Annotated in this window: 22 protein-coding genes and 1 other annotated feature; of the genes, 17 read left to right on the top strand and 5 right to left on the bottom strand. The window is 27.3% G+C overall.

Features of this window, described 5'->3' with window-relative positions; all coding sequences use genetic code 11:
• Positions 1-14 precede the first annotated feature (14 nt).
• The 8 genes from B3603_RS00240 to helD all read left to right on the top strand — a co-directional run bounded on the left by B3603_RS00240 (position 15) and on the right by helD (position 7,125).
• The gene (locus B3603_RS00240; protein ID WP_291559390.1) at positions 15-332 is read left to right on the top strand and encodes a hypothetical protein; all 318 of its coding nucleotides are present in this window, start codon (positions 15-17) and stop codon (positions 330-332) included.
• On the top strand, positions 333-548 hold the full coding sequence (locus B3603_RS00235) for a hypothetical protein (protein WP_291559388.1): 216 nt from the start codon (positions 333-335) through the stop codon (positions 546-548).
• Positions 549-634: 86 nt separating this feature from the next.
• Positions 635-2,521, top strand: coding sequence for a hypothetical protein (locus tag B3603_RS00230; RefSeq protein WP_291559386.1), 1,887 nt, complete (start codon positions 635-637; stop codon positions 2,519-2,521).
• 12 nt (positions 2,522-2,533) lie between these two features.
• On the top strand, positions 2,534-2,872 hold the full coding sequence (locus B3603_RS00225; RefSeq protein WP_291559384.1) for a hypothetical protein: 339 nt from the start codon (positions 2,534-2,536) through the stop codon (positions 2,870-2,872).
• Positions 2,862-3,008, top strand: coding sequence for a hypothetical protein (locus B3603_RS00220; RefSeq protein WP_291559382.1), 147 nt, complete (start codon positions 2,862-2,864; stop codon positions 3,006-3,008). The genes B3603_RS00225 and B3603_RS00220 overlap by 11 nt, the downstream gene beginning before the upstream one ends.
• A 262-nt stretch (positions 3,009-3,270) precedes the next feature.
• On the top strand, positions 3,271-3,702 hold the full coding sequence (locus B3603_RS00215) for a phage holin family protein (protein WP_052268320.1): 432 nt from the start codon (positions 3,271-3,273) through the stop codon (positions 3,700-3,702).
• On the top strand, positions 3,686-4,453 hold the full coding sequence (locus tag B3603_RS00210) for an N-acetylmuramoyl-L-alanine amidase (RefSeq protein ID WP_291559375.1): 768 nt from the start codon (positions 3,686-3,688) through the stop codon (positions 4,451-4,453). Before B3603_RS00215 ends, B3603_RS00210 begins: the two co-directional genes overlap by 17 nt.
• A 422-nt stretch (positions 4,454-4,875) precedes the next feature.
• Complete coding sequence (gene helD, locus B3603_RS00205; protein WP_291559373.1) at positions 4,876-7,125, top strand: RNA polymerase recycling motor HelD; 2,250 nt, start codon at positions 4,876-4,878, stop codon at positions 7,123-7,125.
• Positions 7,126-7,678: 553 nt separating this feature from the next.
• On the opposite strand, the gene B3603_RS00200 is transcribed toward helD, so the two are convergent.
• Complete coding sequence (locus B3603_RS00200) at positions 7,679-8,047, bottom strand: hypothetical protein (RefSeq protein ID WP_291559371.1); 369 nt, start codon at positions 8,045-8,047, stop codon at positions 7,679-7,681.
• A 338-nt stretch (positions 8,048-8,385) separates the two neighbouring features.
• Here B3603_RS00200 and B3603_RS00195 point away from each other — a divergent pair, with 338 nt between their 5' ends.
• From B3603_RS00195 to B3603_RS00175, 5 genes are all read left to right on the top strand, one after another.
• The gene (locus B3603_RS00195) at positions 8,386-8,649 is read left to right on the top strand and encodes a hypothetical protein (protein WP_291559369.1); all 264 of its coding nucleotides are present in this window, start codon (positions 8,386-8,388) and stop codon (positions 8,647-8,649) included.
• A gap of 235 nt (positions 8,650-8,884) precedes the next feature.
• Positions 8,885-9,772, top strand: coding sequence for a conjugal transfer protein TrbL family protein (locus tag B3603_RS00190; RefSeq protein WP_291559367.1), 888 nt, complete (start codon positions 8,885-8,887; stop codon positions 9,770-9,772).
• A gap of 15 nt (positions 9,773-9,787) precedes the next feature.
• Positions 9,788-10,123, top strand: coding sequence for a hypothetical protein (locus tag B3603_RS00185; protein ID WP_291559365.1), 336 nt, complete (start codon positions 9,788-9,790; stop codon positions 10,121-10,123).
• Positions 10,074-12,488, top strand: coding sequence for a VirB4 family type IV secretion system protein (locus tag B3603_RS00180; protein WP_291559363.1), 2,415 nt, complete (start codon positions 10,074-10,076; stop codon positions 12,486-12,488). Before B3603_RS00185 ends, B3603_RS00180 begins: the two co-directional genes overlap by 50 nt.
• Before the next feature lie 12 nt (positions 12,489-12,500).
• Complete coding sequence (locus B3603_RS00175; protein WP_291559361.1) at positions 12,501-13,505, top strand: glycoside hydrolase family 73 protein; 1,005 nt, start codon at positions 12,501-12,503, stop codon at positions 13,503-13,505.
• 111 nt (positions 13,506-13,616) lie between these two features.
• On the opposite strand, the gene B3603_RS00170 is transcribed toward B3603_RS00175, so the two are convergent.
• Entirely contained in the window at positions 13,617-14,066 is a 450-nt protein-coding gene (locus tag B3603_RS00170; RefSeq protein WP_291559359.1) for a GNAT family N-acetyltransferase, read from the bottom strand.
• A gap of 278 nt (positions 14,067-14,344) precedes the next feature.
• Here B3603_RS00170 and B3603_RS00165 point away from each other — a divergent pair, with 278 nt between their 5' ends.
• From B3603_RS00165 to B3603_RS00155, 3 genes are all read left to right on the top strand, one after another.
• Positions 14,345-14,512 carry a hypothetical protein gene (locus B3603_RS00165; RefSeq protein ID WP_291559357.1) on the top strand — a complete coding sequence of 56 codons (168 nt, stop codon included), beginning with the start codon at positions 14,345-14,347 and terminating at the stop codon, positions 14,510-14,512.
• Between the two features lie 561 nt (positions 14,513-15,073).
• Positions 15,074-15,238 carry a hypothetical protein gene (locus B3603_RS00160; RefSeq protein WP_291559355.1) on the top strand — a complete coding sequence of 55 codons (165 nt, stop codon included), beginning with the start codon at positions 15,074-15,076 and terminating at the stop codon, positions 15,236-15,238.
• 195 nt (positions 15,239-15,433) lie between these two features.
• Positions 15,434-16,099, top strand: coding sequence for a Type 1 glutamine amidotransferase-like domain-containing protein (locus B3603_RS00155; RefSeq protein WP_291559353.1), 666 nt, complete (start codon positions 15,434-15,436; stop codon positions 16,097-16,099).
• Positions 16,100-17,299: 1,200 nt separating this feature from the next.
• Here the strand turns inward: B3603_RS00155 and B3603_RS00150 are convergent.
• The 3 genes from B3603_RS00150 to cysK form a co-directional block, all read right to left on the bottom strand.
• Entirely contained in the window at positions 17,300-18,718 is a 1,419-nt protein-coding gene (locus tag B3603_RS00150) for a DEAD/DEAH box helicase (RefSeq protein ID WP_291559351.1), read from the bottom strand.
• 190 nt (positions 18,719-18,908) lie between these two features.
• A complete protein-coding gene (gene epsC, locus B3603_RS00145) occupies positions 18,909-19,454 on the bottom strand; it encodes a serine O-acetyltransferase EpsC (protein WP_291559349.1) in 546 nt (181 codons plus the stop codon).
• Positions 19,455-19,484: 30 nt separating this feature from the next.
• Positions 19,485-20,396 (bottom strand): cysteine synthase A, encoded by a 912-nt coding sequence (gene cysK, locus B3603_RS00140; protein ID WP_291559347.1) that lies wholly within the window; start codon positions 20,394-20,396, stop codon positions 19,485-19,487.
• A 357-nt stretch (positions 20,397-20,753) separates the two neighbouring features.
• Positions 20,754-20,986, bottom strand: a binding site (T-box leader).
• A gap of 1,371 nt (positions 20,987-22,357) precedes the next feature.
• Between cysK and B3603_RS00135 the strand changes: the two genes are divergently transcribed.
• The gene (locus B3603_RS00135) at positions 22,358-25,150 is read left to right on the top strand and encodes a hypothetical protein (RefSeq protein ID WP_291559345.1); all 2,793 of its coding nucleotides are present in this window, start codon (positions 22,358-22,360) and stop codon (positions 25,148-25,150) included.
• Positions 25,151-25,229 lie beyond the last annotated feature (79 nt).

Below are 25,229 nucleotides of genomic sequence, written 5' to 3'. Positions count from 1 at the left end.
AGAGGTGATATACTATGAAAATAGGACAAAGAATTATATTTGATAAGAAAACAGGTACAATATTAAATGGCTCACTAGAAGAACGAATAGACACAGGAATGACAATGGAATTATTAAGCAGAATAAGATCAGTGGATATAGATTATATAGATTTAGAGTGGGGAGCATTAGATAATAAAATTTTAATATCAGTAAATCCACAAACAAAAGAATTAATACTAGAAGATATACCTAATATAGAAACAGAAGAAGAAAGACTTAGAAGAGAAAAAGAAGAATTAGAGAACCAGTTATTGTTATTACAAGATGAAAAGACAAGAGGGTTATTATAAATGATAAATGAAAGCGTAGTAAAAATAATAGGAGAAAGAATATTAAATAAAGGTATAAACCCTAAAACTGATGCCATATATAAACTAGATGATATAACTGATATTGAATATAAAAGTGCAGTTAAAAAGTATATATCAGCCAATAAAAGAGATAAAAAAACTAGCATAAAGTCAGTATATAACAACTTAATAAAACATTTTAAAAAAGCAAAATAATAGGTCACTAATAAAGAACTTATTATTTTGCTTTTTTATTATAAGTAAAGATATTTTCTTAAATATAAAGAATAGAGGTGAAGACAATGCCAAGTGAAAACAAAACCCCTAATCTACAACTAAATCAATGGGAGAGTAACGAATATCCTAAAAGAGCAGATTTTATTGATGACAATAAAAAAATAGATGAAGCCTATAAAGAACTAAAAGACAGTATAAAAGACGGTGGAAAAGTATCTAGTGTAAATGGAAAAATTGGAGATGTTATCTTAAAAGCTAAAGATATAAAAACAGAAAGTGGAGATACAGTTGAGTCGCAAATGGCTGAAATGGCGACTAAAAAAGATATAGAGGTTCTCAATGAAAATTTTAGAATTCTTGATAAAGCTGTCACTGAGTTATCACAGAAGTCGGAGAGCTATCCTTATGCTAAATTAAAGGAGATGGCTGAGGATAGCAAACTTTCTGTCGGTCATTTTTATATTTTGGAAGATTATAAATGTACTTATCTAAGGTCTAAAGATGGAGGTAGTTCCGCGGATAAATATGAGGTTGTAACAAGCCCTAAAGCTGAGAAGCTTATACTGCAAGCAATCACTAAAAATACATTTTCAATCTACTGTAAAAGTGTAGATTATCCAGACGACATATTGGTATTTGATATATTTGATGACGATATAAAGAATGACTTAAATAATGATAAAATTCCTAACACTCCTCGTACCGGAAAGGTGCATAGTAGATACGACACTAAAAACAATATCTATACAAACTATGATTTTAGAGCTGTTACTGTTCTTGCGTTTAGACAAGATATTAAACGTTACGCCACTACTGGAGGTACTATTCTTAATACGAATGAAAGGGTTAGTGCAGGCACTGTTGTTAGGGGAGCGTTTTATCACAACGGTCAATCTTTGTTTGTGGCTTTGGCAACAACAACTGTAAACACGCTAGAGGGTCAAGCTAACGTTTGCAAAGTTTGTGATAGAGCTATTGACGTGCTTAACGTAGAGAGTAATAATATTTACAAGTATTCCAATACGGGTAATGAGCTTACAGACGGATATTTAGTTGCAAGCATATCCCCAAGAGTTGAGCTTACAATTGGGAACAACTGCAAGGATATATATGTACACACAGGATATCAAAAACATATACACACTATAAGAATTGGCGATAACTGTACAAACATAGAATTGAAAGACTCTAGGTATATATGTATCGGAAATGATTGTAGTAGGATAAATATACTTGATTCTATGTGGGTGGTTACAGGTGATAAAACAGCTACTACATGTATTACTCAGTCGTATTGGGTTGCTTTATTCGGGAACAATTCAAAAATTTACTTAAATAGTTGCTCGAAGGTTTCTATTGGATATTCGTTTTGGAACGTTCAATCAACTAGCACTTCTAATCTATGTGCAGGAGGGCAGAATAAGAGTGGACTAACAACAAGCTATGACTACAACTCTAATGTCTTTAATTGCTCATGTGTGGATATTTCTAAAAACTCATCAAATAATACAATTACGGCGTCAGATACGGTAAATATAGATAAGAATAGCAACACTAACGACATAAGGAATTCAACGCATATCTCTATAGATATGGGGTGTAATCGTAATTATATGTATAATGCTAAGTACATTTCTATAGGCAAAGACTGTAGTGACAATAGATTTCCAACAGATAATCACACAATAACTTTAGGTATTGGATGCAAGTTTAATGACTTTGGTATATTTACACACGACCTTAACGTTATTAGGAGTAATTCGTCAAAATATAGTGTTGATAATAGTTATATGATTGTTCTTAATTTAACGAATAAAGATATCACAAAATTCACAGGTGGTATGACATATTATGGTACAACTAAATGGGTCACAGAAGGCGATTCCGGTAACAATTATTATTTGTGCTACCTAACTGGTGGAGGGTCATATACAGCCAAACTTATACCTTAAAGGAGGAATTTTATGTATAAAATAAGATATTTTATCTTAGAAGTAGTTGATATAATTGAAAACGAGGATGACACTGTTGAGATTGTCACAGAATTACGAGAACACTATTACGAATGTAAGGATGCTGAATTAGAACAATGGTACAATTACATTAAAGAAACCTATGGAGAATATGGTGAAGTTACCTATGAATGGTTTGAATATGAACCAACAAAAGAAGAATTAGAAAAGGAAGAATTAGAAGCAGAGATTAAAGCCTTAAAAGAGCAACTATTAGAAGTACAAAACTATGTTATAGATAAAGAATATAATAATTTATTAGAAAATGGAGGAATGAAAGATGTTATATAATTTACTATCAAATTTAATTAGTGCAAACAAATACGAAAAAGAGGACATGACAAATAAGTTAGATATATTCTTTACTTTTAGCAGAATTACAACCGAACAATATCAAGAATTGCTAGAAAAAATTAATGCAGAATAGATAATTTTTATGACACAACTCAAAGACCACAATAGGTCTTTTTTATTTATAACTTTTTAATATTATTAACAATATTAAAATAAACTAATAAAAAATTACGAAGTAACCCCAAAACAATCAATCATAAATTTCTCAGCCATGCTGAGAAATATCCAAAATTGTGAATTGTGCATTGTGCATTTTGAATCAAAAAGCTGTGATTTTTCACAGCTTTTTTAGGTGGTGATATAATATTGAAATTTTATTAAATGCTTTAAAGAGCATGGGTTCTGTAAAAGAAAGGGGAATAACAACAGGATTTATTGGAGGATTGATTAGTATAATAACTTATTTCTTTGGTGGATGGGATATAATACTTCAGGTGCTTATTGTTTTTATGTTTTTAGATTATATTACAGGAGTGATAGGTGCTTATATTGGTGGAAAGTTGAGTTCTAAGGAAGGATTACAGGGAGTGGTTAAAAAAATATTGGTGTTAATGCTTTTGATTGTACCAGTATTATTAGATAGACTAATTGGCTCTGGTGGTTCTCTTAGAACTCTGTTTTGTTTCTTTATGATATCAAACGAAGGAATAAGTATTTGCGAAAATGCAGTAAAGTTAGGTGTACCTATGCCTAAGCAAATTATTGATGCTTTAGAGCAACTTAAAGGTGATAAAAAAGGAGGAGAAAGAGATGAAAATAACACATAGAGCAGGTCATAACCCTTTATGTCCTGGTAGTAAATATTATGTAGATGAAGTAGTAGAAAATAGAAAAATTCACAGCTCTATAATAAAATATCTATCTATGGCAAAACATTCTCTTATAGATTGTACTCCTCATAATATATCAGGAGTTAATGAGGAACTTACCTATGGAATTAATAGTGCAAACAATGTTAAAGGAGATATATTTTTCTCCACTCATTTAAATTGTTATGAACCAACAGAAGCAGCTAGAGGAGCAGAGATCTTAATTTATCCTGGGGATAAGAAAACAAGGGCTATTGGTGAAAGAATACTTAAAAATTTAGAAAACTTAGGCTTTAAAAATAGAGGAGTTAAAGAGCAAAATAATTTAGCAGAACTAAATTCAATATACTATAGCTCTATGATTATAGAATGTTTTTTTGTAGATAGTAAAGCTGATGTGGAATTATATAAAAAGCTTGGAGCAGATATAATAGGAAAAGCTATAGCAGAAGGGATTCATGGAACTGTGGTAAATATGGAAAAAAGCAAAAATATAATTGTAATTAACAATGAAGTAGATAGAAGAGCAGCACTATATTTAGCTGATTATTTAAATTGTAATATCATAGAAGCAAAGGACTTTGTACCTGGGACTGGAGAAAAAGTATATGCCATTGGTGGTGGAATAAATATTCCTAATTCAATAGTAATAGCTGGTAAAGATATATATGACACTTGTAATAAGGTTTTAGATTTTATTGTAAAATAGGAAGTATTTCAAAAGGAATAAAATTTAAATTAATTTCTTAAATAAATTTTTATTATGCCAATTGTTAAGATAAGTATTGAATTTAGCTTAACAATTGGCAATAATAAAAGATATTTTACATACAAAAAACAAAAGCCATGGAACTATTCCATGAACTTACAATTACTGGTAATTTATTTTAGGTATAAATGCAATACCTTAATATTAATTTCTTAATTTATACTTATACTATAATCAAAAAACTCTAAACTGTCAAGAAAAATAGAGATATTTTTATTAAATTTATATTTAAGTCATAAATATTGAAATATAGACAATTACATAAACCATGGGAGGGCTTTCCATTTTACTACATCTAATATAGAATAGAATTTGTCTCGATGAACAATGTGGCACAAATATAAATTTGTGAGGTGATCTCTATGGTTAAAAATAACCATCCTGATTATGATGAAGAGGTATTAAGATTAAATACCATTTTAGAATACTTAATTAATTATAATAAAAATGTTTTTGAAGAAAAAAAGGAACTTGATGAGGCTGTTAATTATGGATATTCCCATTACAACTCAGACAACGCGGAACAGTTTAATGAATTAGTTATAAATACTGCATTACAAAAGAGCCTACAATCTAAGGTAAGAGGATTAGAAAAAAGCATAGAAAAGCCTTATTTTGCTAGAGTTGATTTTAAAGAAGAAGGCAAAGAAAATATTCAAAGGCTTTATGTAGGAAAAACCTCCTTGGTTGATGATGAAAGTAATGAGCTTTTAATAGTAGATTGGAGAGCACCAATTGCTACTCTTTACTATGAGGGAAGATTAGGAACTGCTCAGTATGATTGCGAAGATGGGGCCATAAATGGCAATATAAGCTTAAAAAGGCAATATGCCATTGAAAAATCCAAGCTTTTGGACATTTATGATATAGACATAACTACTAATGATGAATTTCTTCAAGCAAGTCTTAATTCTTTAAAGGATAATAGATTAAAGGATATAGTTTCAACTATTCAAGAGGAACAAAATAGAGTTATAAGGGCTAATATGTGGAAGCCTCTAATAGTTCAAGGAGCTGCTGGTGGAGGAAAAACTACTATAGCGCTTCATAGAATAGCATACCTATTATACAACAATGAAAAGACTCTATCACCAGATAATTTTATGATAATAGCTCCTAATAGATTTTTCTTAAGCTATATATCAGATGTTTTACCGGAATTAGGCGTGGATAATGTAAAGCAAAATACCTTTGAAGATTTTGCCCTTGAATTTATAGAGGAAGATTTAAAAATAATTGATCCGTCAATAAAACTTAGAAATATAATAGAAGGAAATAAAAATCTCTCAAAAACCACTTCCTTTAAAACTTCCATAGAATTTAAAAAATTAATAGATAGATTTCTTAAACATGTAGAAGTAAATTATATTCCTAAATTAGACTTTAAAGTAAATGAAACAATTCTTTATTCATATAAGGAAATAGTAGAACTGTTTAAAAATAATTATAGTTATTTGCCTTTTGAAAAGAGGATAAATGAAATAAGAAAGCATTTTATAAATAAAACAAAAGGTGATAAGCAAAAGATATTAGATAAAATAGAAAATGATTATGAGGATAAACTTAATGAAATTAGATGGGCTTCCAAAGATTCATCTAAAAGAAGAAATAAAATTATTGCTATTGCTGATGAGAGAGATGAGCTTTTTAAAAAGGTTAAGAATAAACTAAGCAGCTTAGTAAGAGATTATTTTAAAAATATTAAACCATTATCTACAACAGAATATTATAAGGAATTTATCATGTCTTTAATTAAATGGAAACCAGATGGTGTAATAGGAGAACTAGCAAAAGAGACCTTAAAAAATTTAGAAAATGGTTTGGTAGAAATTGAAGATTTAGCTCCACTTATGTATATAAAGTTAAAGGTATATGGAATTGAAGAAAGCTTAAATTTAAAGCATATAGTAATTGATGAAGCACAGGATTTTAATTTACTACAATTTCATGTATTAAAAGAAATATTAGGGTCTAGTTCAATGACCATATTAGGAGATATATGTCAAGGAATATATAGTTATAGAGGAACTAATGATTGGGATAAGGTTAATAACTATATTTTTCATGAGGAATCTCAAATGCTTGGCTTAGAACAGAGTTATAGAACGACCATCGAAATAATGAATGGTGCAACGGAAGTATTAAAGGTCTTAAAAGATGAAAAATTACCGATAGCTAAACCTGTTATAAGACATGGGGAAGAAATAACTATAAGTCCATTAGAGGATTATTGTAGTCTTGCATTACAGTTAGAAAAGGATATAAGTGAGAACAAAAATAACGGATATAAATCTCTTGCATTGATATGTAAAACTTTAGAAGAATGTAAAAGGCTTAAGATAGAATTAGATAAGCAAAATATAAAAGTTAATTTAGTTGAAGGTGGAGAGGATGACTTTACTGGAGGAGTTGTATTAATACCTTCATATCTTGTAAAGGGATTAGAATTTGACATGGTAGTTATATGTAATGCCTCTAAGGAAAATTACTCAGAAAATCAATTAGATGTTAAGCTTTTATATGTAGCTATGACAAGACCACTTCATAACCTAAAAATATATCATATTGGAGAAAAAACAGAGCTTTTAAAAAGTGAATTTTTTTATAAATAAATCTTTATGAATTAAAAATTAAGAATGAAAAATGAAGGATTATGGTTAAAATAAATTTTATTTTAGAAATTCACTAAGAATGAATTTCTTCCTAAATTAGTACTGTAATTGTCAATCTTTAATTTTTGAAAAGTTAAGTTATTTTTACAGAGAATCTATATACTATTAAGATATTAACATAAAATATACAAAAAAATCTAAACTACAGCTTAAAGAAATAGGAATTAAACTTCCTTTATTCTAAGCTGTAGTTTTATATATTAATCACATAAAAAACTATTTCATACTTTATTTTTATCGCGTAAGGTTAAGTAAAAAACATTTTGAATTCCACTAATTATTTTTCTATTAAAATATTAGCTTCTTTTAATGCTTCATAAATATATTTACTGTTTCGTACATCTTCTGAACTTTTATTTCCAAGTTTGTCAATAAAAAAGCTACTTTCTACATCTCTAATTAAAATTTCAGGTAAAAAATTTGATCTTCTTAGGCTAAGGGGAAATCCTGCACAATAGATTCTTTTACCTTTTGCTGTTATAACAACTGCATCTCATTCTTTTGTTCCTAATAAATTACTTCCTGCATTATCAGAATTTGCATTATAACTCATTTTAATATTATGTTTTTTAAAATAATTTTTAGCTAGCTCTATTTCATGAGTATTCCAATGATATTTTTTTATATCTTCCTCTGTAATTAATGGTATTTCATCTATAAGTAACTCCTCAAGAGTTAACTCAGGTTTTATATATTCGCCTTTTTCATTTCTTCCGTAACTTAAAGCGCCACTTTTATGTTCTTCCTTTACAGGATATATTCCAAATTTTGGTTCATTTTTAATCTTGTTTTCATTGATGCAACTTATAAATGAAATATTTGATAAAATTACAAGAAATATAATAATTAATATTCTTTTCACAACTTCACCTCCTAGAGTATTTCTGAGAAAAATCAGTGCATATAAGATATTAAAAGTAGCTATTTAGTATATTACAAAACATAATTCAATAGAGTTTATTTTTTTCCTTTATATGTTGAAAAAATATATAAAAGTTAAGTACATATATAAATTTTAAATATAAATATGTAGATTTATGGTATGAAAAATTAAATCATTGTAGAATTTATTAAAATATGCATTGTAAAATATAGTATATTTACGGGTAATATAACTTTTTAAATAAATATTTGTAAAAATCTTTATATTAAAGTAAATATTTAGTATAATTAAATAGAAAAAGGAAGGGGGTATTAATTATGAATTTTTTAATAATGGCTTCAAGTAATCCATTTGTACCTAAAATAACAGCAATACTAAATGATATTAAGGGATGGTTTTTAGCTTTAGTGGCAGTGGTTACAGTAGTAGTAATTCTTATTCATGCATTTAAATATTTTCAAGGAGACGGATCAGAGAAAGCGGAAGCTATGTCTAATATTAAAAAGACTGTCTATATGGGTGGTGGTGTTTTCTTTTTAATTTGGTTTGCAACTTATGTAGTGGACAAGATGAAGGTATAAATTAAAAGCTTCAGATTATTGCTGAAGCTTTTTATAAGTAGAATAAGCTTTTACATAATATAGTGTAAAAGTACATTGATAAAAATTAATACAATTTAGGGTTTAAGTTAGTAATTCTATTATCATCTTTTAACTGAGAAAATCGATTTAAAGTCTTTTTCTTATAGGGAAACTTTGAGAAAGTCTTTATTGATAATCAGTTAGAAGTCACTCTTAGTAAATAAGGAGGTGCAATATGGATTGGATTATTAATAATATTACAGAAGGAATCTGGGGTTTTTTTGCTAAATTATGTTCTAACATAATAAATGAGGCATTTAAATTTATAACGGAAACTATTATTAATATAACTGACATAAATAAATATATAAATATTAATAAATACTTAGTATATATTCAAATAATTGCTGCTTCATTTCTATTAGTTAGAATAGCCTGGGAAGCTTTAAAATATCAAAGCGGCGGTGTATTAGGAGGAAATAATGGCTCAATTTCAGCACTTATGATTAAAGTTTTGCAGTCAGGTGCTGCTATTTATGTATTACCTTATTTAGTGATAGATGTTTTGTTACCAATTAATAATGCATTAATGAAGTTTATTCAAGCTATAGGCTTTGAAATAACTGAAGAACATTTTAGTAAGACAAAAACTTTAGTAGGTAATCTTTCTGATTTAGGTCAGCTTATGATTTTAGTACTATTAATCCTAGGAATAGGGTTTCTTATATTAGCTATTGCAGGAAGTATAAGATATATTGAATTACTTATATGTATTTTATTTGCTCCAATTGCAGCTGTATCTATTGTAAATGATGGAGAAGGTGCTGAGGTATGGTTTAAAGAGACCATATGTATTGTATTCACTCAATCAATACACATGTTTTTGCTTCAAATATTAATTACAATAATGACTACTGTAGATGGAATTATGATGGCAATATTATGTATAGCATCTATTTCTATAATGCTTAAAGGCCCTCAAGTTTTAAGGAATTTTTTATATACTTCTGGCGCAGGTTCCATTTCAGTTAAAACAGCAGGAACCGCTGCAAGAGGCTATGGAAAAATGAGAGCCATGAAACGTATGGTAAAATCTTCGTCCCCTATTGGACCATTAGTTTAATTAAGGAGTGTAATTATGAATAAAAGAAGTATTCCACGACATGTGGATGGTAGAGTTAAAATAGGACCAATGACTGCAAGAAATTTTATTAAATTTTTTCCAATTTTTACTATAGAAGTTTTCGCAATATTAAGTAATTTTAGCCCTATAACTTTATTTTTTGGGGTGTTAGCAATAGGGCTAACTACTATTTTATTTGCTGAATTCAACAATAGAGAAACAGGATTAGATATTTTGAAGGATATCATAAGATATGAATTAGAAGGCAACATAATTTATGAGAGGGGATGTGAGTTAGAAGATGTTCGCAAAGTTATTTGGAACAAGATCGAAAATACCAAAGAAAAATAATATAAAAAATAAAGAAGAAACTTTTAACTTACCCATAAAAGATGTGAAAGACATTATTATAGGCAATGATCATAAGTATAAGTTAGTTGCTAAGGTTACTCCCATCAATGGAGAATTGGCACCAGAAGATATGTTAAGAGATATATCTAATGCGATCCAAGGAGCATTAAATTCCTTTGAAGGAAGACAAGGTATTTATATACAAAGTGAAAGAGTTGATATATCACTTAATATTAAAAATATAGAAAAACAAAAAGAAGAATTATCTGATGAATTTAGAATAGAACTTCTAGAAGAACAAAAGAAGTATTTAGAAAGTATAGCTAATAAAAGCAGAACAGTATTAAATTTTTACATGGTTCTAGAGATTAAAGATAAAAATAGTGATACTGCAAGACAAGTTTTAGAAGATGCTTATATAAGTGTGAAAAATGAATTAGAATCACAGGAAATGTATGTGGAACAATTAAAAGAAAAAGAAATAAAGCAGTTATTATATGAGAAGATGAATCCGGAACAAAGTCAGGTAGAACCCTATAAAGAGGATTGGTTACTAGAAAATATATATCCACAAAATGCTGTAAGATTTAAAGATGGTAGACATTTAGAAATAGAAAACAGATTATATAGATTTTATGCTATATCAAAATATCCTCAAAATGTAGATGAATATAGATGGCTTAAAAAGCTATTAAACATAAGAGGAGATGTGAATATTGCAATAATATTAAACCCTAAAAACAAAGCTACTATAATAAAAGAATTATCTAAAGCCGTTGATGAGCTAAATGCTAGGGCAATATCAGCAAAGGATGAGGCTTCAAGACAAAAATATTTTAAACAAGAAGAAAGTGCTAAAAACATGATAGAGGAGTTAGGGAATGATAACGTTAGTCTCTATGATACCAATATCACTATAGGAATAAGCGCAAAGGATATTCAAGAACTTGATACTCTTTCAAACATAGTAAGGTCTAAAATATCAAGCTCTTATCTTCAAAGTACTGAAATTAAAAGAAAGGGCTTTGAACCTTTTTATACAATAATGCCCATTCTTGCAGATAATAAAATTACTGAAAATTATATCTGGAATTTAAGCACAAAGGATGTAGCATCAATAATACCCTTTGATTCTTCAGAATTCATGGAGCAAAGTGGAACACTTATTGGAGAAAATGAAATAAGTAGAGGATTGGTAATAGCAAACTATAGAAATAAATTATATAACAATGCCCATATGTGTATATTAGCAGATTCAGGCTCAGGAAAAACATTCTTTATAAAAACTGATGCTATAAGAAATATACCCTATGTTGATTATACAATCATGTTCGATATTAAAGGAGATTTAAATTTCCCTTGGGGGAAAAGGTATATATTTTCTGCAACTTCGGGAACTATAGTTAATCCCTTTCACATTAGAAATACCATATCAGATAATTCTATAGAACAACAAGAAGTAAAAAGTGATATTGGAATATATTTATCTCAAAAAATAATGGATCTTATAGTATTTTTCAAATGGATAATTCCAGAGCTTACACCCTATGATGAAAGTTTATTAGAAGAAGACATAAGAGATTCATATAAAAAATGTGGTTTGAATTTTCAAAGCATAGAACTACCTAAAGAATTTTGTACTATGTCAACTTTAGATGAAGTAATGGAAGAAAAAATAAAAAGCTCTGATGCAGAGATGGAATTGGAAAGAAGAAAATATTTAAAAGCCTGTATTAAACCATATTCAAAAGGTACTTACTCTAAAATATTTAATGGTCAAACAAATTGGAATTTTGATAAGTTTACTGTATTTGATATATCTAATATTCCTGAGGCTGTTAAAAAACCATTATATGATATTTTACTTAAAGATACATGGCAGTTTGCTAAAAAGGATGGAACTATAAATCCTACAAGAAAAGATATATATGTAGATGAATGTCATGAATTTGCAGACCCTCAAAATCCGCAGACACTTATGTTTTTATCTACTAAATTAAGTAAACAGGGAAGGGGATTTGGAATAAGGCTTATAACTGCAACTCAAAACTTACCAGACTTTTTAAGTATTCCTCGATTTGGACAAGCAATTATAGATAATTCATACTTTAAATTATTTATGCGACTAGGAGAAAGTGATATTCCTGTAGCTAAAAAACTATATTCATTTAGTGATAGTGAAATAAAAATATTAAAAGGTACAGGCGGTAAGAAAAAGGGGAGCAAAGGTAAAGGTATATTTATTGTTGGCTCTCAAAGGGTAGTTATACAAACTAGAGCATCGAAATTTGAATTAGAAGTTATAGATCCTGTTCAATTTGAAGAAATATATGGAGTTAAATCAAGATATTTAAACTTAGGTTAGGCTGGTGATTATATGAATCCATATGTGGTCATAAAGGGTGCATCACTATTAAAAAAATACTGGAAGCAGATATTACTTTTTTTTATTGCATTACTTATGATACCTATTATGTTTGCCACCTCATTTGTAGTAATTAAAACGGTGCCAGCAGCAGATGAAGAGATTATTAGAATGTATATAAGTGGAGCTCAAAGTGCTAGCAAGGAAAATGTTAAAGTTGATTGGCGTGATTTAATGGCAATTGATGCAGTTAGATATAAACAAAATTTTAAAGATGTAAAATCTGGTGATGTTTTATCCTTAGGAGAATCTTTTATAGAAGAATATATAGAAGAAAGAAAAGTTATTACAACAAATATTAAAGGAGAAGAATTAGAAAGAGTAGAAAAGGTAACAGCCTATAGAAGAAAAAACCTAGATCAAGTAATGGATGAAATGGGATTTTCAGAAGAAGAAAAGAGAGATATTAAACTTTATAGAGATGTAGGTTTAAATTTGTTAAATGAACAGTTTGGAGGAGGAATTTTAATAGATGGAGAAGGAGTGCCTCTTAACTTAACACAAGAAGAATTCATTAATAAAGTAATACCAGGAGCTGAGAGCACTTATAAAAAATATGGAGTATTGCCTTCAATAAGTATATCACAGGCAATATTAGAATCAGGTTGGGGGAGCTCAGGGCTCACAGCTAAAGCAAATAATTTATTTGGTATAAAGGCCTTTTACTGGAGTGGAAAATATGTTGAAATGCTAACCTATGAATGGTATGGAGGAGTGAAGGTTGAGGTTAAAGCAGCTTTTAGAGCTTATGATTCCTGGGACCATTCTCTTGAAGATCACGGAAAATTTTTAGTTGAAAATAGCATTTATTCTGAGGCAGGATTTTTTAACGAAAAGGATCATATTGGACAAGCTTTTGCATTGCAAAGGGCAGGATATGCCACAGATCCTAACTATGCAGTTACACTTATAAGCTTAATTGAGCAATATAATTTACATCAATATGATAAAAAATAAGCAATTGTTATATCTATATTATTAAAGAAAATAACTAGACAAGGATACTGGCTAGTTATTTTTTTCAATATAATCTATTAATATTGTGAAATAATTTATTATAGTTTTAAATTATAGTATTTTTTCAAAGGATGTTAAATAAAAACCGTCCCTAATTTTGATGTCTTTAATTTTTTTATAGCCATTTTTCATATATAGATTTACAGCAGGTATATTTTCTTTTCCGGTACATACTATTATATTTTTTATATTATTAATTTTTTCTACAAAGTTAATAAGCTCCTTTGCAATACCTCTTTTAAAGAAAGAAGGATGTACTGCAACCCTATGGATATCTAAAGTGTCATCTTCAATTTTATAGGAAACAATGCCAGCTAGAATATCATCAATAAAATATCCGTAAAAAATTTCATTGCATTGTTTTAAAGTATTAATTGTGTCTTTTAATGGTGGTATTTCATCAAATCCAATAATTTCTGCTTCAATCTTATAAGATGGTATTTGTACATCTAGTATTTTTTCTAGAACTTTTTCATCCTTTAAATCAAGCTGATTTATCATATACAGGTTCCTCCATTACTCTTTAAATTTTTAACTATCGAGGTTACAATTTCATATACAAATTATACCATTAACTTAAAGGAAGAGAATATAAAATTATGAAAAAATAGGTTTTTAATGATAAGATTAGAATTTCTAATTTGTATTTAATGTTGTTTTAAGCTATTATTACTATTCTTTTAATTTAAATAACTTAGTATATGATTATAGAAAGCTAAGATGAAAAATAATTATTCTTAGTTACATTATAAATTTAATGATGAAAGGATGTATACTTTATGAATATTATTAGAAGAAACATAGAAAATGAGGTTAGTGATACAAAGGATATTAACATAGAAAAAAATAGTAAGATAAAAAAATGGGGAATTGCAGCTTTAGTAGTGTTAGTATCTTTAAGTATAGCAAAAAAAGCTATTAACAGTAATTGCAAGTCAGAAGAGTAGGGAGATTTATAAAGATTTTCTATTAGCGTTAGGGTAAAAATAAGATAAGTATAGGGATACAATGCTAAAACTTAATATATACTCTGAAAAATAAATTTTCTATAAAACAGATTAACCCCTTAGAAATTAAGGATTAATAATTAAAAATGAAAGATTTAGGATGAAATTCACTATTAGTGAATTTCTAAAATGAAGTTTATTTAAAAAAACTCCAAAGGCTTTGACGGTGGAGTTTTAACTATAATTCTTTACTTTTCATTCATAGAAAAGAATTTTTCTTGTTTAAATTATGTATAAGTTAGATTTTCATTAAGAATTCTTATATGCGTTTTATAATAATAAGTTGAATTTCTATAATAATAGCTTTTCTGTGGGAATAAAAAATTAAGAGAAAAAAATTAAGAGTTAAGGGGAACTTTTAGTATATCATGAGAAGTTTTCAATTAATTACGTTTATTTTAATATGTTAATAAAAACATTTTATTAACATATTAAAAGTTAAAAGGACTTTAAATGCTTTGCAGTGAATATACCTCTAAGTTAAATCTTGGAGGTATATTTATGTTTGCTAGAGTTATTATTAATGTAATTCTTTTTATAATATCAATTTTATTAACACTTTCAGCACTTAAAAGTAAGGATGGTAAATATATTGCTCTAGGGATATTTCTTTTCTGCTATTCAGCATATAGTATCATATCATCTATATTAAAAAAGAAGCAATAAATAAAATCACACAGGAGCAGATAGAAACTAATAGAATTAAATATCATGATGATTACTTATAGGATTTTGCAAGGAACAATGAGAAATTAAAGTTTCTTTTATAATGATATAAAATATTTCTTTTAATATTTGTATATAACCAGTATATGATTTACTATACCTGCAAGTTATAGTAAATTAATAGGAGGGATATTAATGGTTAATATACTGTTTAGTGAATATAATTTTCATGAAAGATGGGCAAAAGATACAATAGAAAAATATATAAATTGTAATGATAAGGTTTTGATAATACCATTTTCTTTTAATGAAAAGATAAGTAATAATATGGAATGGGAGTATGCTTACAGTAAAAACAATGGAAAGTATTACAACAGTGTTCTTCTACCATTTTTGAACTATGGAATTGCAGAAGAAAATATAAACTGGATAAATTATTTTAAAGATACTAAGGAAAATGCAAAAGAAAAGGTAAAAAAGAGCGATATAATATTTTTCACTGGAGGATTACCTGATAAAATGATGTGTCGCTTAAAGGAATTCGGCTTAATAAATGATATTGAAAATTTTACTGGTGTTATTATAGGCAGTAGTGCTGGAGCAATGATTCAAATAGCAGAGTATCATATTACTCCTGATGAAGACTATGATAAATTTTCATATAATAAAGGATTAAATTTGATTAAAGATTTTGGTATCGAAGTTCATTATGAGGAGACAGAAATGCAAAAAAGTTATATCAACAAGGTATTAACTGAAAAGAAAGATAAGGTATATGCAATTAAAGATACTGGTGGAATAATTGTTGATAATAATGAAATTACACTACTAGGAGATACGGAGATATTTAATAGAGAATAGTTCATACTTTTCTTATGGTTTTCATTAAGAGTTATACAATTAAATGTAAAAAAACTATGCTAAATGAAGTAATTAGCATAGTTTTTTAAGCTAATAAAATAAAGGTACCTCTTAAAAGAAGTACCTTATTATAGATTAAAATATTTAATTGATACTAAAAAATAAAATTTATTAATTATTTGGAGTTCCCATATCAAGGGATTTGAATTTTANNTGAATTTTTCTCCTATCTTGTTTAGATTTCCAGCTAATATATTTTCAAGCTGAGTATTTTCATTAACAATCCATTCATTATTTTTTTTCTCTAAAGTTATTTCTATATCAGAACTTGATTTCTTTACATTTTCTCCTTTTGATGCTTTTATCAATTCATTTATAAGAATTCCAGCTATCTCTTGATCTGTAGGTTCTTTTCCATCAAGGGCTAATTTCATACCTTCGCTTATAAGTCCACCAAATATATCTTGAATTTTTTCACTAATATCTATAGCAGTGATATTTACTTTTGCTGTTGCTTTGTTGTCATTAATATTAGTTTCACCTATTTTATATTCTATGTTATTTGCTATTGGAATCATAAAATCGTTGATAAATTTATCAGTATTTTCTTTTCCCATTTCTTTAACAAAATCTGTATTAGAATCATCATTATTAAAAGCTTTAGCTAAAATTGTATTAACATCCTTAGATGATTTTAAATTCTCAGCTTTTTTTACATCTTTAAAATATTCCTCTAAAACTTGTTCTGGTGTCATAGCCTCTTTTTTCTCCACCGTTTCTTTTTTAGATGAATTTCCTTCTTGTGATGAATCTTTTTTAGAGCATCCAACTACAGTTAAAGATAATACCATAACTGTACAAAAAGTAATAATTTTTTTTATTGATTTGTTCATTTACAAATCCCCCTTATAATTTTATATTAGTCGCCTAAAGTCGATTAGTATAGTAACTGATCATTTTCTGAAGACGTCTTAAACAATTTATCCCATTAAAATATTAAAATAATTAGCTAAATATGATTATATTTAAAGTTAATATAAAATTATGTTAATAATATAAACATGAAAATATTAACATAAATACAATATTTAGAACAAAGTTATTATAATATATAATTCCTAATAATGCAAAAATTGTGATAAAAAAAAGAAAATCGTGATAAAATCACGATTCTTAAATTATATTGGAATTCTTAATTAATCAAGCCTTTGCTTTTTTAATTTTAGTAGGTTTTCCTTTAATATTTATTTCACTTTGAGTTTTAAGTAAAGTTTTGCCATGACCGTTTAGTATATCTACGTGACTATAGGTATCGTAAATATCTATAATTCCTATAGAGTCAGAAGGAACATTTCCACTATTAGTTAAAGCACCTACTATGTCCCCACGTCTTATCTTTTTCTTTTTACCACCATTAATATATATTTTGACCACATTATCATTACTAGATGGAGTTTTAATTTTTATTTTAAACTCTTTATTGATAGAAGATTTGACTTCTTCTTCAGAAGGTGGAGTTTTTACAGGAATTTTCATAGAGATATATTCTTCAATAGCTTTTAAGAATTTATCTTCATAAGGTGTTACAAAGGTTAGAGAAGTACCACTTTCACCAGCACGACCAGTTCTTCCTATTCTATGTACATATGCTTCTACCTCTAATGGAAGGTCATAATTTATAACATGGCTTACTGTAGAAATATCAATACCTCTTGCAGCTACATCAGTGGCAACCATAAATAAATATTTACCTTCTTTAAAACCTTTTATAGTGCTTAGTCTATCTTTCTGAAGCATGTTTCCATGAATTTCACAAAGGGGAAGGTTGTATTTTCTTAACTTTTGGTAGACCTCACTAACTTTATCTTTTGTTCTACAAAAAATAATAGCCTGAGTTATATCTTCTGTTTTAATTAAATCCATAAGTAGCTTTAATTTTTGATTATCTTCTACTATATAAAGACCTTGAGATATATTATCTAAGGTTAACTTTTCAGGAGAAATTTCAATTGTAGTATAAGAAGAATTCATATATTTTTTACTTAAAGCTTTAATTTCATCAGAAATGGTAGCAGAAAACATCATAGTTTGTCTTTTATGTGGAAGAGATTTTATAATACTTTCAACTTGAGAAATAAAACCCATATTAAGCATTTCGTCTGCTTCATCTATTATAAGATACTTGATATTTTCAACATTAAGAGTTTTTCTAGTAATATGGTCCAAAACTCTTCCAGGAGTACCTACTACTACATGAACTCTTTGGGATAATTCTTTTCTTTGAAGAGAAAAAGGCTCTTTACCATATAGAGCTATTGCTTTAATTTTTTTATAAAGTCCTAATTTAGAAATTTCATTTTTTACTTGTATAGATAATTCTCTAGTAGGAGTTAAAATTAAAGCTTGAACTGCATTTTTTTCTGTCTCTAGCTTCTCACAAAGTGGTATACCAAAAGAAGCAGTTTTACCACTGCCAGTTTGAGACTTTACAATTAAATCTTCTCCTTTAAGTGCTAAAGGAATAACTTTTTTTTGAACTTCAGATGGTGATTCATAACCTACTGAAGTTATAGATTTTATCATATTATGGCTTATATTAAAATTTTTAAAATCGTTCATTACCTTACCTCGTATATATAATTCTTAAAGTACTATCATATCATAAGTTCTTCATTGTAAGTTGTCAATTCAATAGTTTTAATTAGAATACTAAAGTACCCCTTGGGAATAATGTAGATTCTTTAGTATTCCCAAGGGGTAGAGTTAAAATTCATAATAATAATTGTAATATCATACTAGTATTAATTTCTTATATAACATACTCTATTAGCCTTAAATGTTCTATCTTTGGTTTTACTACTTTGGCTGGTATTCCAGTAGCGGTACAGTTTTCAGGAATGGATTTTAAGACTACTGCATTAGCACCAATTTTTGAGTTTTTTCCTAGAGTTATAGGACCAAGAATTTTTGCACCAGCACCAACTAATACATTATCTTCTAGAGTAGGATGCCTTTTACCTTGGTCATGTCCTGTACCACCTAAGGTAACACCATGATAAATAGTTACATCATTACCGATTTCAGCAGTTTCTCCAATTACGATACCCATACCATGATCTATAAAAAGTCTTCTTCCTATAGTAGCTCCTGGATGAATTTCAATACCTGTTAAAAATCTTCCAAGCTGAGAAATAAATCTAGCTAAGAAATAAAAACGTATTTTATATAATCTATTAGCCCATCTATAAAGCAATAATGCATAAAAAGATGGATATAAAAAGCCTTCCAATAAACTTTTAGCTGCGGGGTCTTTACTTTTAATTGTCTTTAAATCTTCTACTATATATCTAAACATAAAATCACACCCAAATTATAAAAAGTAAAATTAATCATACAATCCCATTGAGAAATATTTTTCTCCACCATCTGGGGCAATAGTTAGAACTTTGTAATCTGACCCTAATTTTTTAGCTATTTCTAAAGCAGCATATATATTAGCTCCAGAAGATATACCCACTAAGAAGCCTTCTTCACTAGCCATAAGCTTTGCAGTATTAAAAGCGTCTTCATCTTTCACAGTCATTATTGAATCAATTATTTCACTATCATATATTTTAGGAACAAAACCTGCACCTATTCCTTGAATTTTATGAGGAGAAGGTGAACCGCCTGATAAAACAGGGGAGTTAAAAGGCTCAACGGCTATTATTTCTATATTAGAAATTTTTTCTTTAAGTTTTTTACCTACACCAGAAATAGTTCCTCCAGTACCTACACCAGCTACGAAAGCATTTAAATCAGATATGTCATTTAATATTTCCTCTGCAGTGCTTTCATAATGTTTTTCTGCATTAGCAATATTTTCAAATTGTTGAGGTACAAAGTAGTTATCGTTATTTTTTGCAAGGTCTAAGGCCATTTCTATTGCACCTTTCATACCTTTAGCACCTTCAGTTAATACTAATTCAGCACCATAAGCTTTTATAATATTTCTTCTTTCAACACTCATAGTATCAGGCATAACTATTATAACTTTATATCCTTTGGATTTGCCAATCATAGCTAATGCTATTCCAGTATTACCACTAGTAGGTTCTACAATGACATCACCACTCTTTAAAAGTCCCATTTTTTCAGCTTTTTCTATCATTCCCAGTGCGGCTCTATCCTTAACACTTCCACCAGGATTATATCTCTCAAGCTTTACATATACCTCTGCCATATCGTTACTTACTAGTTTATTAAGTTTTATTATTGGTGTTTGTCCTATCATATCTATTAAATTATTGAATATCATAATAAATCCTCCTTAATATATTTCAAATTTTCATATTAAATACTTATAGATGTACTACTTTCACATTTAATCTTTGCATTTATATAATTATGCTATTGAATTATTTGAACTCGCATTAGTATGAAATTGATAATTGTCAACAGTCAATTCTCAATTAGTTAAAATGCCTTAGCTTTTTCAAATAATGAATTAAGATATTTTAAATTTTACTGTAGTATATCTATAATATAGTCTTCCAAACTTAAGCTATAATTTATTCAAGTTGGAAATGCTATTAAATGTAGAAATTTAAGAGTGCATATTACTTCTATAAAATTGAAAATGTATCTTAAAAATAAAAAGAGCTTCGTCTCTAAATCTAGAGACGAAGCGTGCGCTCCGTGGTTCCACCCTAATTGGATATAGTTATCCCACTCATTCAGGTACAAATAATACCCTATCGCTATAACAGGCGAACCTGGAGAATCATACTAAAATTTCAGATTTCAGCTCCAAAGGGCACTTCAAATAAATTATCAGTAAAAGCTTTCCACCACCGCTTTCTCTCTGTAACCTAAATTTATACTACTTTCCTTCTTCAACGCATTCTACTAGATTATTCACATTCGATATAAACTGGCCAATGATTAAACTTGAGTGTTTTACTAGGAATTATAAATATAATTATACTCTTAGAAATGTATTTGTCAACTAAATTGATAAAAAAATTAGTTTAGTTGTTATCACAACTTTAAGCTATGATTACATAATATAATTATATATGTAATTAATAGGATACATAATAAAATTTAATATAAATGAGTATATAGATTCTATATTAAATATTTATATGCGATAGGGTGATAAATGTGAATATTAAAAAGTATAAATAATTATTATTTAAAAATTAGCTAATAATATAGTTAAGATAAATTATAAGTTAGACTTAAGTATTTTGAGAACCGTTCATATAGTAGTTATTTTACTTTACTTGTCTTATAGGAATATTTAGTTATGTTCATAAATATAATTAATTGAGTATACATATGTTTTAGGTGTCTTAAGTAATTAGGGGATAAAGAATTTTATAACTATATATCAATTCATTATGTGATAGTTTAATGGATTGAATATTATAGCAATGCTAGAAGCTAAAAAGCTTCCTAAGCTCCCTGATCATTTTTTATGGTCAGGTTTAATATATTGGCCTATGGATTTCCATAGGTCTTTTAATGATGAAAATAAAGTCAACAAATACATTAAATGTGCATATAGTATAATATATCTAATATATAAGTTAAGAACCCAAAAGAAAGAATTATAAAATTACTATACTTTAATAACAGTATTAAAAACTATATTGGTAAATAAAATATAGGAACATTAACTGTAAATATAATTAATATACTATGACATTGGATAGAATATTTAAGAGCTGATTTGAAATATATTAAAATAATGAAAAGCTTTCATATAAGAAATAAGGAACAAATAGTACTATAACTAAACAATATTATAAGAAAAAAGAATATAAAAACTTAAACTTTAATTATTATATAGAAATAAGCTTAAGTATAGAGAGAATCAAGTTAAATATTTCTTGATTCTCTTAAATAGATTTAAAAACTTAATATTATGAACTTTTAAATCTATAGGAAAATAAACTAATTGTATAATGAAATTGAAATTACAATAATTTAATTATTAAAAAACAAAAAAACTGATTAAAGACAACTTTATTATGATTGATATATACTACTGGATTAATTAAGGTACCTTCAAAAAAGATAGCTAATCAGTATGTCAGTATATTTTATGCTAGCTTTGACCAGTTATTTTACAGACTTAATATAAAATAATGCACATTTTTTAAAGATAATTTGTATCTTTAAAAAATGTGCAATTTTATTTGTTTTTATGGATACAAAGCTGTGGTAAAATATTCTATAAGAGTTATTGCCAATATGTTAGGAGGAATGGATTTGTTATTAAAAAAGCAGTTTGATTTTTTAAATAAGTGTTATGAATCTATGGATAAATTCACCTTATATTTAAGTATTGCAGGAAATAATATAAGTTGTGAAGTTTGTTTAGCACTTAAAAAATATTATCTTTGGAGCTTGAAAAATACTTATAAGGTAAGCATAGATGAAAAATTAAGTATAAAATTCTTTAATGAGATAATAAAAAACACAGAGTATAAAGTCATATCCAAATTAGAGTATAAGGAACTTAAACATTTAGTTGTTGCTTATTATTCTTTAGGAGAAATTTACATAGAGAAAAACAATAGAGAGTTTGCATTAAATAATTTTAATAAAGTCATTGAAATTTTAGAGGAGAGTACAAAACTTAACTTAAAGTTTTTTAATATGCTAGAGGATAAAGATGATATAACATTATTTGAACTTATGATGTGGTCTAGAAAGAGTTTAGCAGATATAAATAAAAATGTAGAAGAAGCTTTAGAAATTTATGAAAGCATAGCTAGTGATAGAGAACTTCTATTTTTAGAAAAAAATAGAGCAATCTATAACAGTTCTAAACAACTTAAGAATACTGATAAAGCCTATGAAGCAGCTAGAAATATAATAAAGGTTGTACCTGAATACAGTAATATAAACAAAGATGTAGTATTATTTCTAAAAGATAATAATGCTTTTTTAAAAACTCTGGAAATTTGCTATGATGAATATAGCAGAAGTGAAGAAGAGTTTTTTATAGATATTGCCTGTGAATGCTGTCAAAATAGTAAGGCTTTTAATATTCAATCTGTGGAAAAAGCTATCAAATTTTGCAATTTGCTTTTAACTACATTTAAGTTTGACCAGTGGAGATTATTAATTATATCCTTGTATACAGCTGTTAAGGATTGGGATATAGCTTTAAATAAGCTTTTACTTTATCTTAGAGAAAGCTTTGATAAGATTAGTTATGAGAACAATGATTATTCTTATTTTCCACAATGTATCGAAGTACTAAGAGAAATTTATATAGATTTAGATAATAAAAAGTATATAAACTCTCAAATAAGAAATTTTGAGCAAGATTTTATATTTTATCTTATAAACGCTTCCCTTAGAAACAATGATTTTTATAACAGTTTTGAAGGGGCAACTAAATTATTATCTATATTAGAATTAAATAATATAAATGATAAAAAAGAGATAGTTGATAATTTGCTAAGTGAAATTTTAAAAGAGATAAAGCCTATTAAAAAGCCTTTACAAAAATATCCGTGGATTGGCTTAGTAGATAAAGTAAATTTAGTAGGAGAGAAATGTAAGTTTAATCCCAATATAAGCTATGAAAATCAATATAAGAGTAGTGATAATACAGTAAAACTAGTGTTTTTAGGTAGTGAAGAAAATAGTAGAGAAAAGTTGTTGGAGCTTTTACTTGAAAATAAGAGTTTTAAAGAAAAGTTCGAAAGCGGTATTTTTACTATAATTGATGTTACTACTAAGGATGAAATGTTAGTGGCAGACTTAGTAATAATAGCTATAGATTGCATGGAAAATTTGGATGAAGAAAAAATAGAAGATTTAAAAAAATTAAGTGCAGATATTAATTTAGATAAACTTTTATTTGTAATAACCAATAATGAGAATTTAACTTATGATGATTTTAAAAATAGAAAAAATGTTCTAAAAGATATTTTGGAAGAAATAGATAAAAATATAAAAATAGTAGCTAGTGGAGAAGAGCATAAAGAGCTACTAGAGGAAATAGAAAAAACAACGCCTAATAATATGACTTTATATAGATTTAATGATTTTGCTAATTTATTAAAAAGTGAAATAAATAAAATCAATGAAAAAATAGATAAGGAACTTGACTACAAAAGAGTGGAAGTTAATAAGATGGAAGAGACTAGCTTTAAAACAAAAGAATTTGAGGATGAGCTTAAATTAAACATTAAAGAATTTAAAGGGAAAGTAGAAAGTGATCTTATATTTTTAAGAGAGTATTTAGAGTCAAAGTTAAATATGTATATACCATCTATAATTGAAGAAAATGTGAAGCTAATAGATGATATAGAAGATATAAAAAATATTAGAGAAGAAGCTGAATATAGAATTCTAGAAATCATCAATAATTGGTGTAGCGAAAATATATATAAGCTATTAAATGAGCAGTTTGAGGTATATCTAGCTAAATATGAAAAAGTTCATGAAGAGCAGATAGAACTTAAAAACAATATTGAAGAAAATAGAAAAGTAATATTAAGTGTTAGTGATGAATTCTCTAAGGATTCTACTAAAATATCTTTCATAACCTTAGAAGAGATGACAAGTAATTTCAAAGTTCATTATGAAGACTTTATTAATAATTTAGAATTTGATGTAAAAATACTTCCAAAAGAGGGAATTATAAAGAGCCTAAAGGAAGGGGTAAGAACTGTTTTTGTAAAACCAGAGGAAAAGATTAGTAATAAAAAGAATTATATTAAGGAACTTTTACTTGAACAAAAACCTATTGTAGCATCTTTGATTTGTGATAAGATTTTTGAAAACATAGAGGAATTAAATTTAAAGCTTAATATAGAAATTGAAAAAGCTTTTGATAATTTAATATTATCTGTTGAAAGTGATAATATTATATCTAATAAAATATGGGAATTTAAAAAACTAGAGCATTCGGAATTATGTGCTAGAAATGAAGAGATAAAGTCTAATATATTATTTATAAATGTAGAGTTAGAAAAGTATAAATGTCAATTATTTAATAACATGATTTATAGTGAAGGAGCGGTTTATTTAATTAATAATTAACCCTAGGAATATTAGAGGAATTTACAGGGTTCCTTAATGAAAATTTAACTTATGTATGATTTTAATTTCCATAATAAAA

The organism is Clostridium sp. UBA2485 (assembly GCF_002341865.1).
In the GTDB taxonomy this organism is placed as follows: Bacteria; Bacillota; Clostridia; order Clostridiales; family Clostridiaceae; genus Clostridium_J.
The sequence above is the reverse complement of the archived record's forward strand: the minus strand, read 5'-3'. Positions and strand labels throughout refer to the sequence as shown.

Excerpts from the sequence above, each read along its gene's own strand:
- B3603_RS00175 (WP_291559361.1), top strand. The coding sequence starts at position 12,501 with ATGAATCCATATGTGGTCATAAAGGGTGCATCACTATTAAAAAAATAC.
- B3603_RS00180 (WP_291559363.1), top strand. The coding sequence starts at position 10,074 with ATGTTCGCAAAGTTATTTGGAACAAGATCGAAAATACCAAAGAAAAAT.
- cysK (WP_291559347.1), bottom strand. The coding sequence starts at position 20,396 with ATGATATTCAATAATTTAATAGATATGATAGGACAAACACCAATAATA.
- B3603_RS00195 (WP_291559369.1), top strand. The coding sequence starts at position 8,386 with ATGAATTTTTTAATAATGGCTTCAAGTAATCCATTTGTACCTAAAATA.
- B3603_RS00210 (WP_291559375.1), top strand. The coding sequence starts at position 3,686 with ATGAAAATAACACATAGAGCAGGTCATAACCCTTTATGTCCTGGTAGT.
- helD (WP_291559373.1), top strand. The coding sequence starts at position 4,876 with ATGGTTAAAAATAACCATCCTGATTATGATGAAGAGGTATTAAGATTA.
- B3603_RS00230 (WP_291559386.1), top strand. The coding sequence starts at position 635 with ATGCCAAGTGAAAACAAAACCCCTAATCTACAACTAAATCAATGGGAG.
- B3603_RS00155 (WP_291559353.1), top strand. The coding sequence starts at position 15,434 with ATGGTTAATATACTGTTTAGTGAATATAATTTTCATGAAAGATGGGCA.
- epsC (WP_291559349.1), bottom strand. The coding sequence starts at position 19,454 with ATGTTTAGATATATAGTAGAAGATTTAAAGACAATTAAAAGTAAAGAC.
- B3603_RS00235 (WP_291559388.1), top strand. The coding sequence starts at position 333 with ATGATAAATGAAAGCGTAGTAAAAATAATAGGAGAAAGAATATTAAAT.
- B3603_RS00185 (WP_291559365.1), top strand. The coding sequence starts at position 9,788 with ATGAATAAAAGAAGTATTCCACGACATGTGGATGGTAGAGTTAAAATA.
- B3603_RS00225 (WP_291559384.1), top strand. The coding sequence starts at position 2,534 with ATGTATAAAATAAGATATTTTATCTTAGAAGTAGTTGATATAATTGAA.
- B3603_RS00170 (WP_291559359.1), bottom strand. The coding sequence starts at position 14,066 with ATGATAAATCAGCTTGATTTAAAGGATGAAAAAGTTCTAGAAAAAATA.
- B3603_RS00215 (WP_052268320.1), top strand. The coding sequence starts at position 3,271 with ATGGGTTCTGTAAAAGAAAGGGGAATAACAACAGGATTTATTGGAGGA.
- B3603_RS00240 (WP_291559390.1), top strand. The coding sequence starts at position 15 with ATGAAAATAGGACAAAGAATTATATTTGATAAGAAAACAGGTACAATA.
- B3603_RS00190 (WP_291559367.1), top strand. The coding sequence starts at position 8,885 with ATGGATTGGATTATTAATAATATTACAGAAGGAATCTGGGGTTTTTTT.
- B3603_RS00165 (WP_291559357.1), top strand. The coding sequence starts at position 14,345 with ATGAATATTATTAGAAGAAACATAGAAAATGAGGTTAGTGATACAAAG.
- B3603_RS00220 (WP_291559382.1), top strand. The coding sequence starts at position 2,862 with ATGTTATATAATTTACTATCAAATTTAATTAGTGCAAACAAATACGAA.
- B3603_RS00160 (WP_291559355.1), top strand. The coding sequence starts at position 15,074 with ATGTTTGCTAGAGTTATTATTAATGTAATTCTTTTTATAATATCAATT.
- B3603_RS00150 (WP_291559351.1), bottom strand. The coding sequence starts at position 18,718 with ATGAACGATTTTAAAAATTTTAATATAAGCCATAATATGATAAAATCT.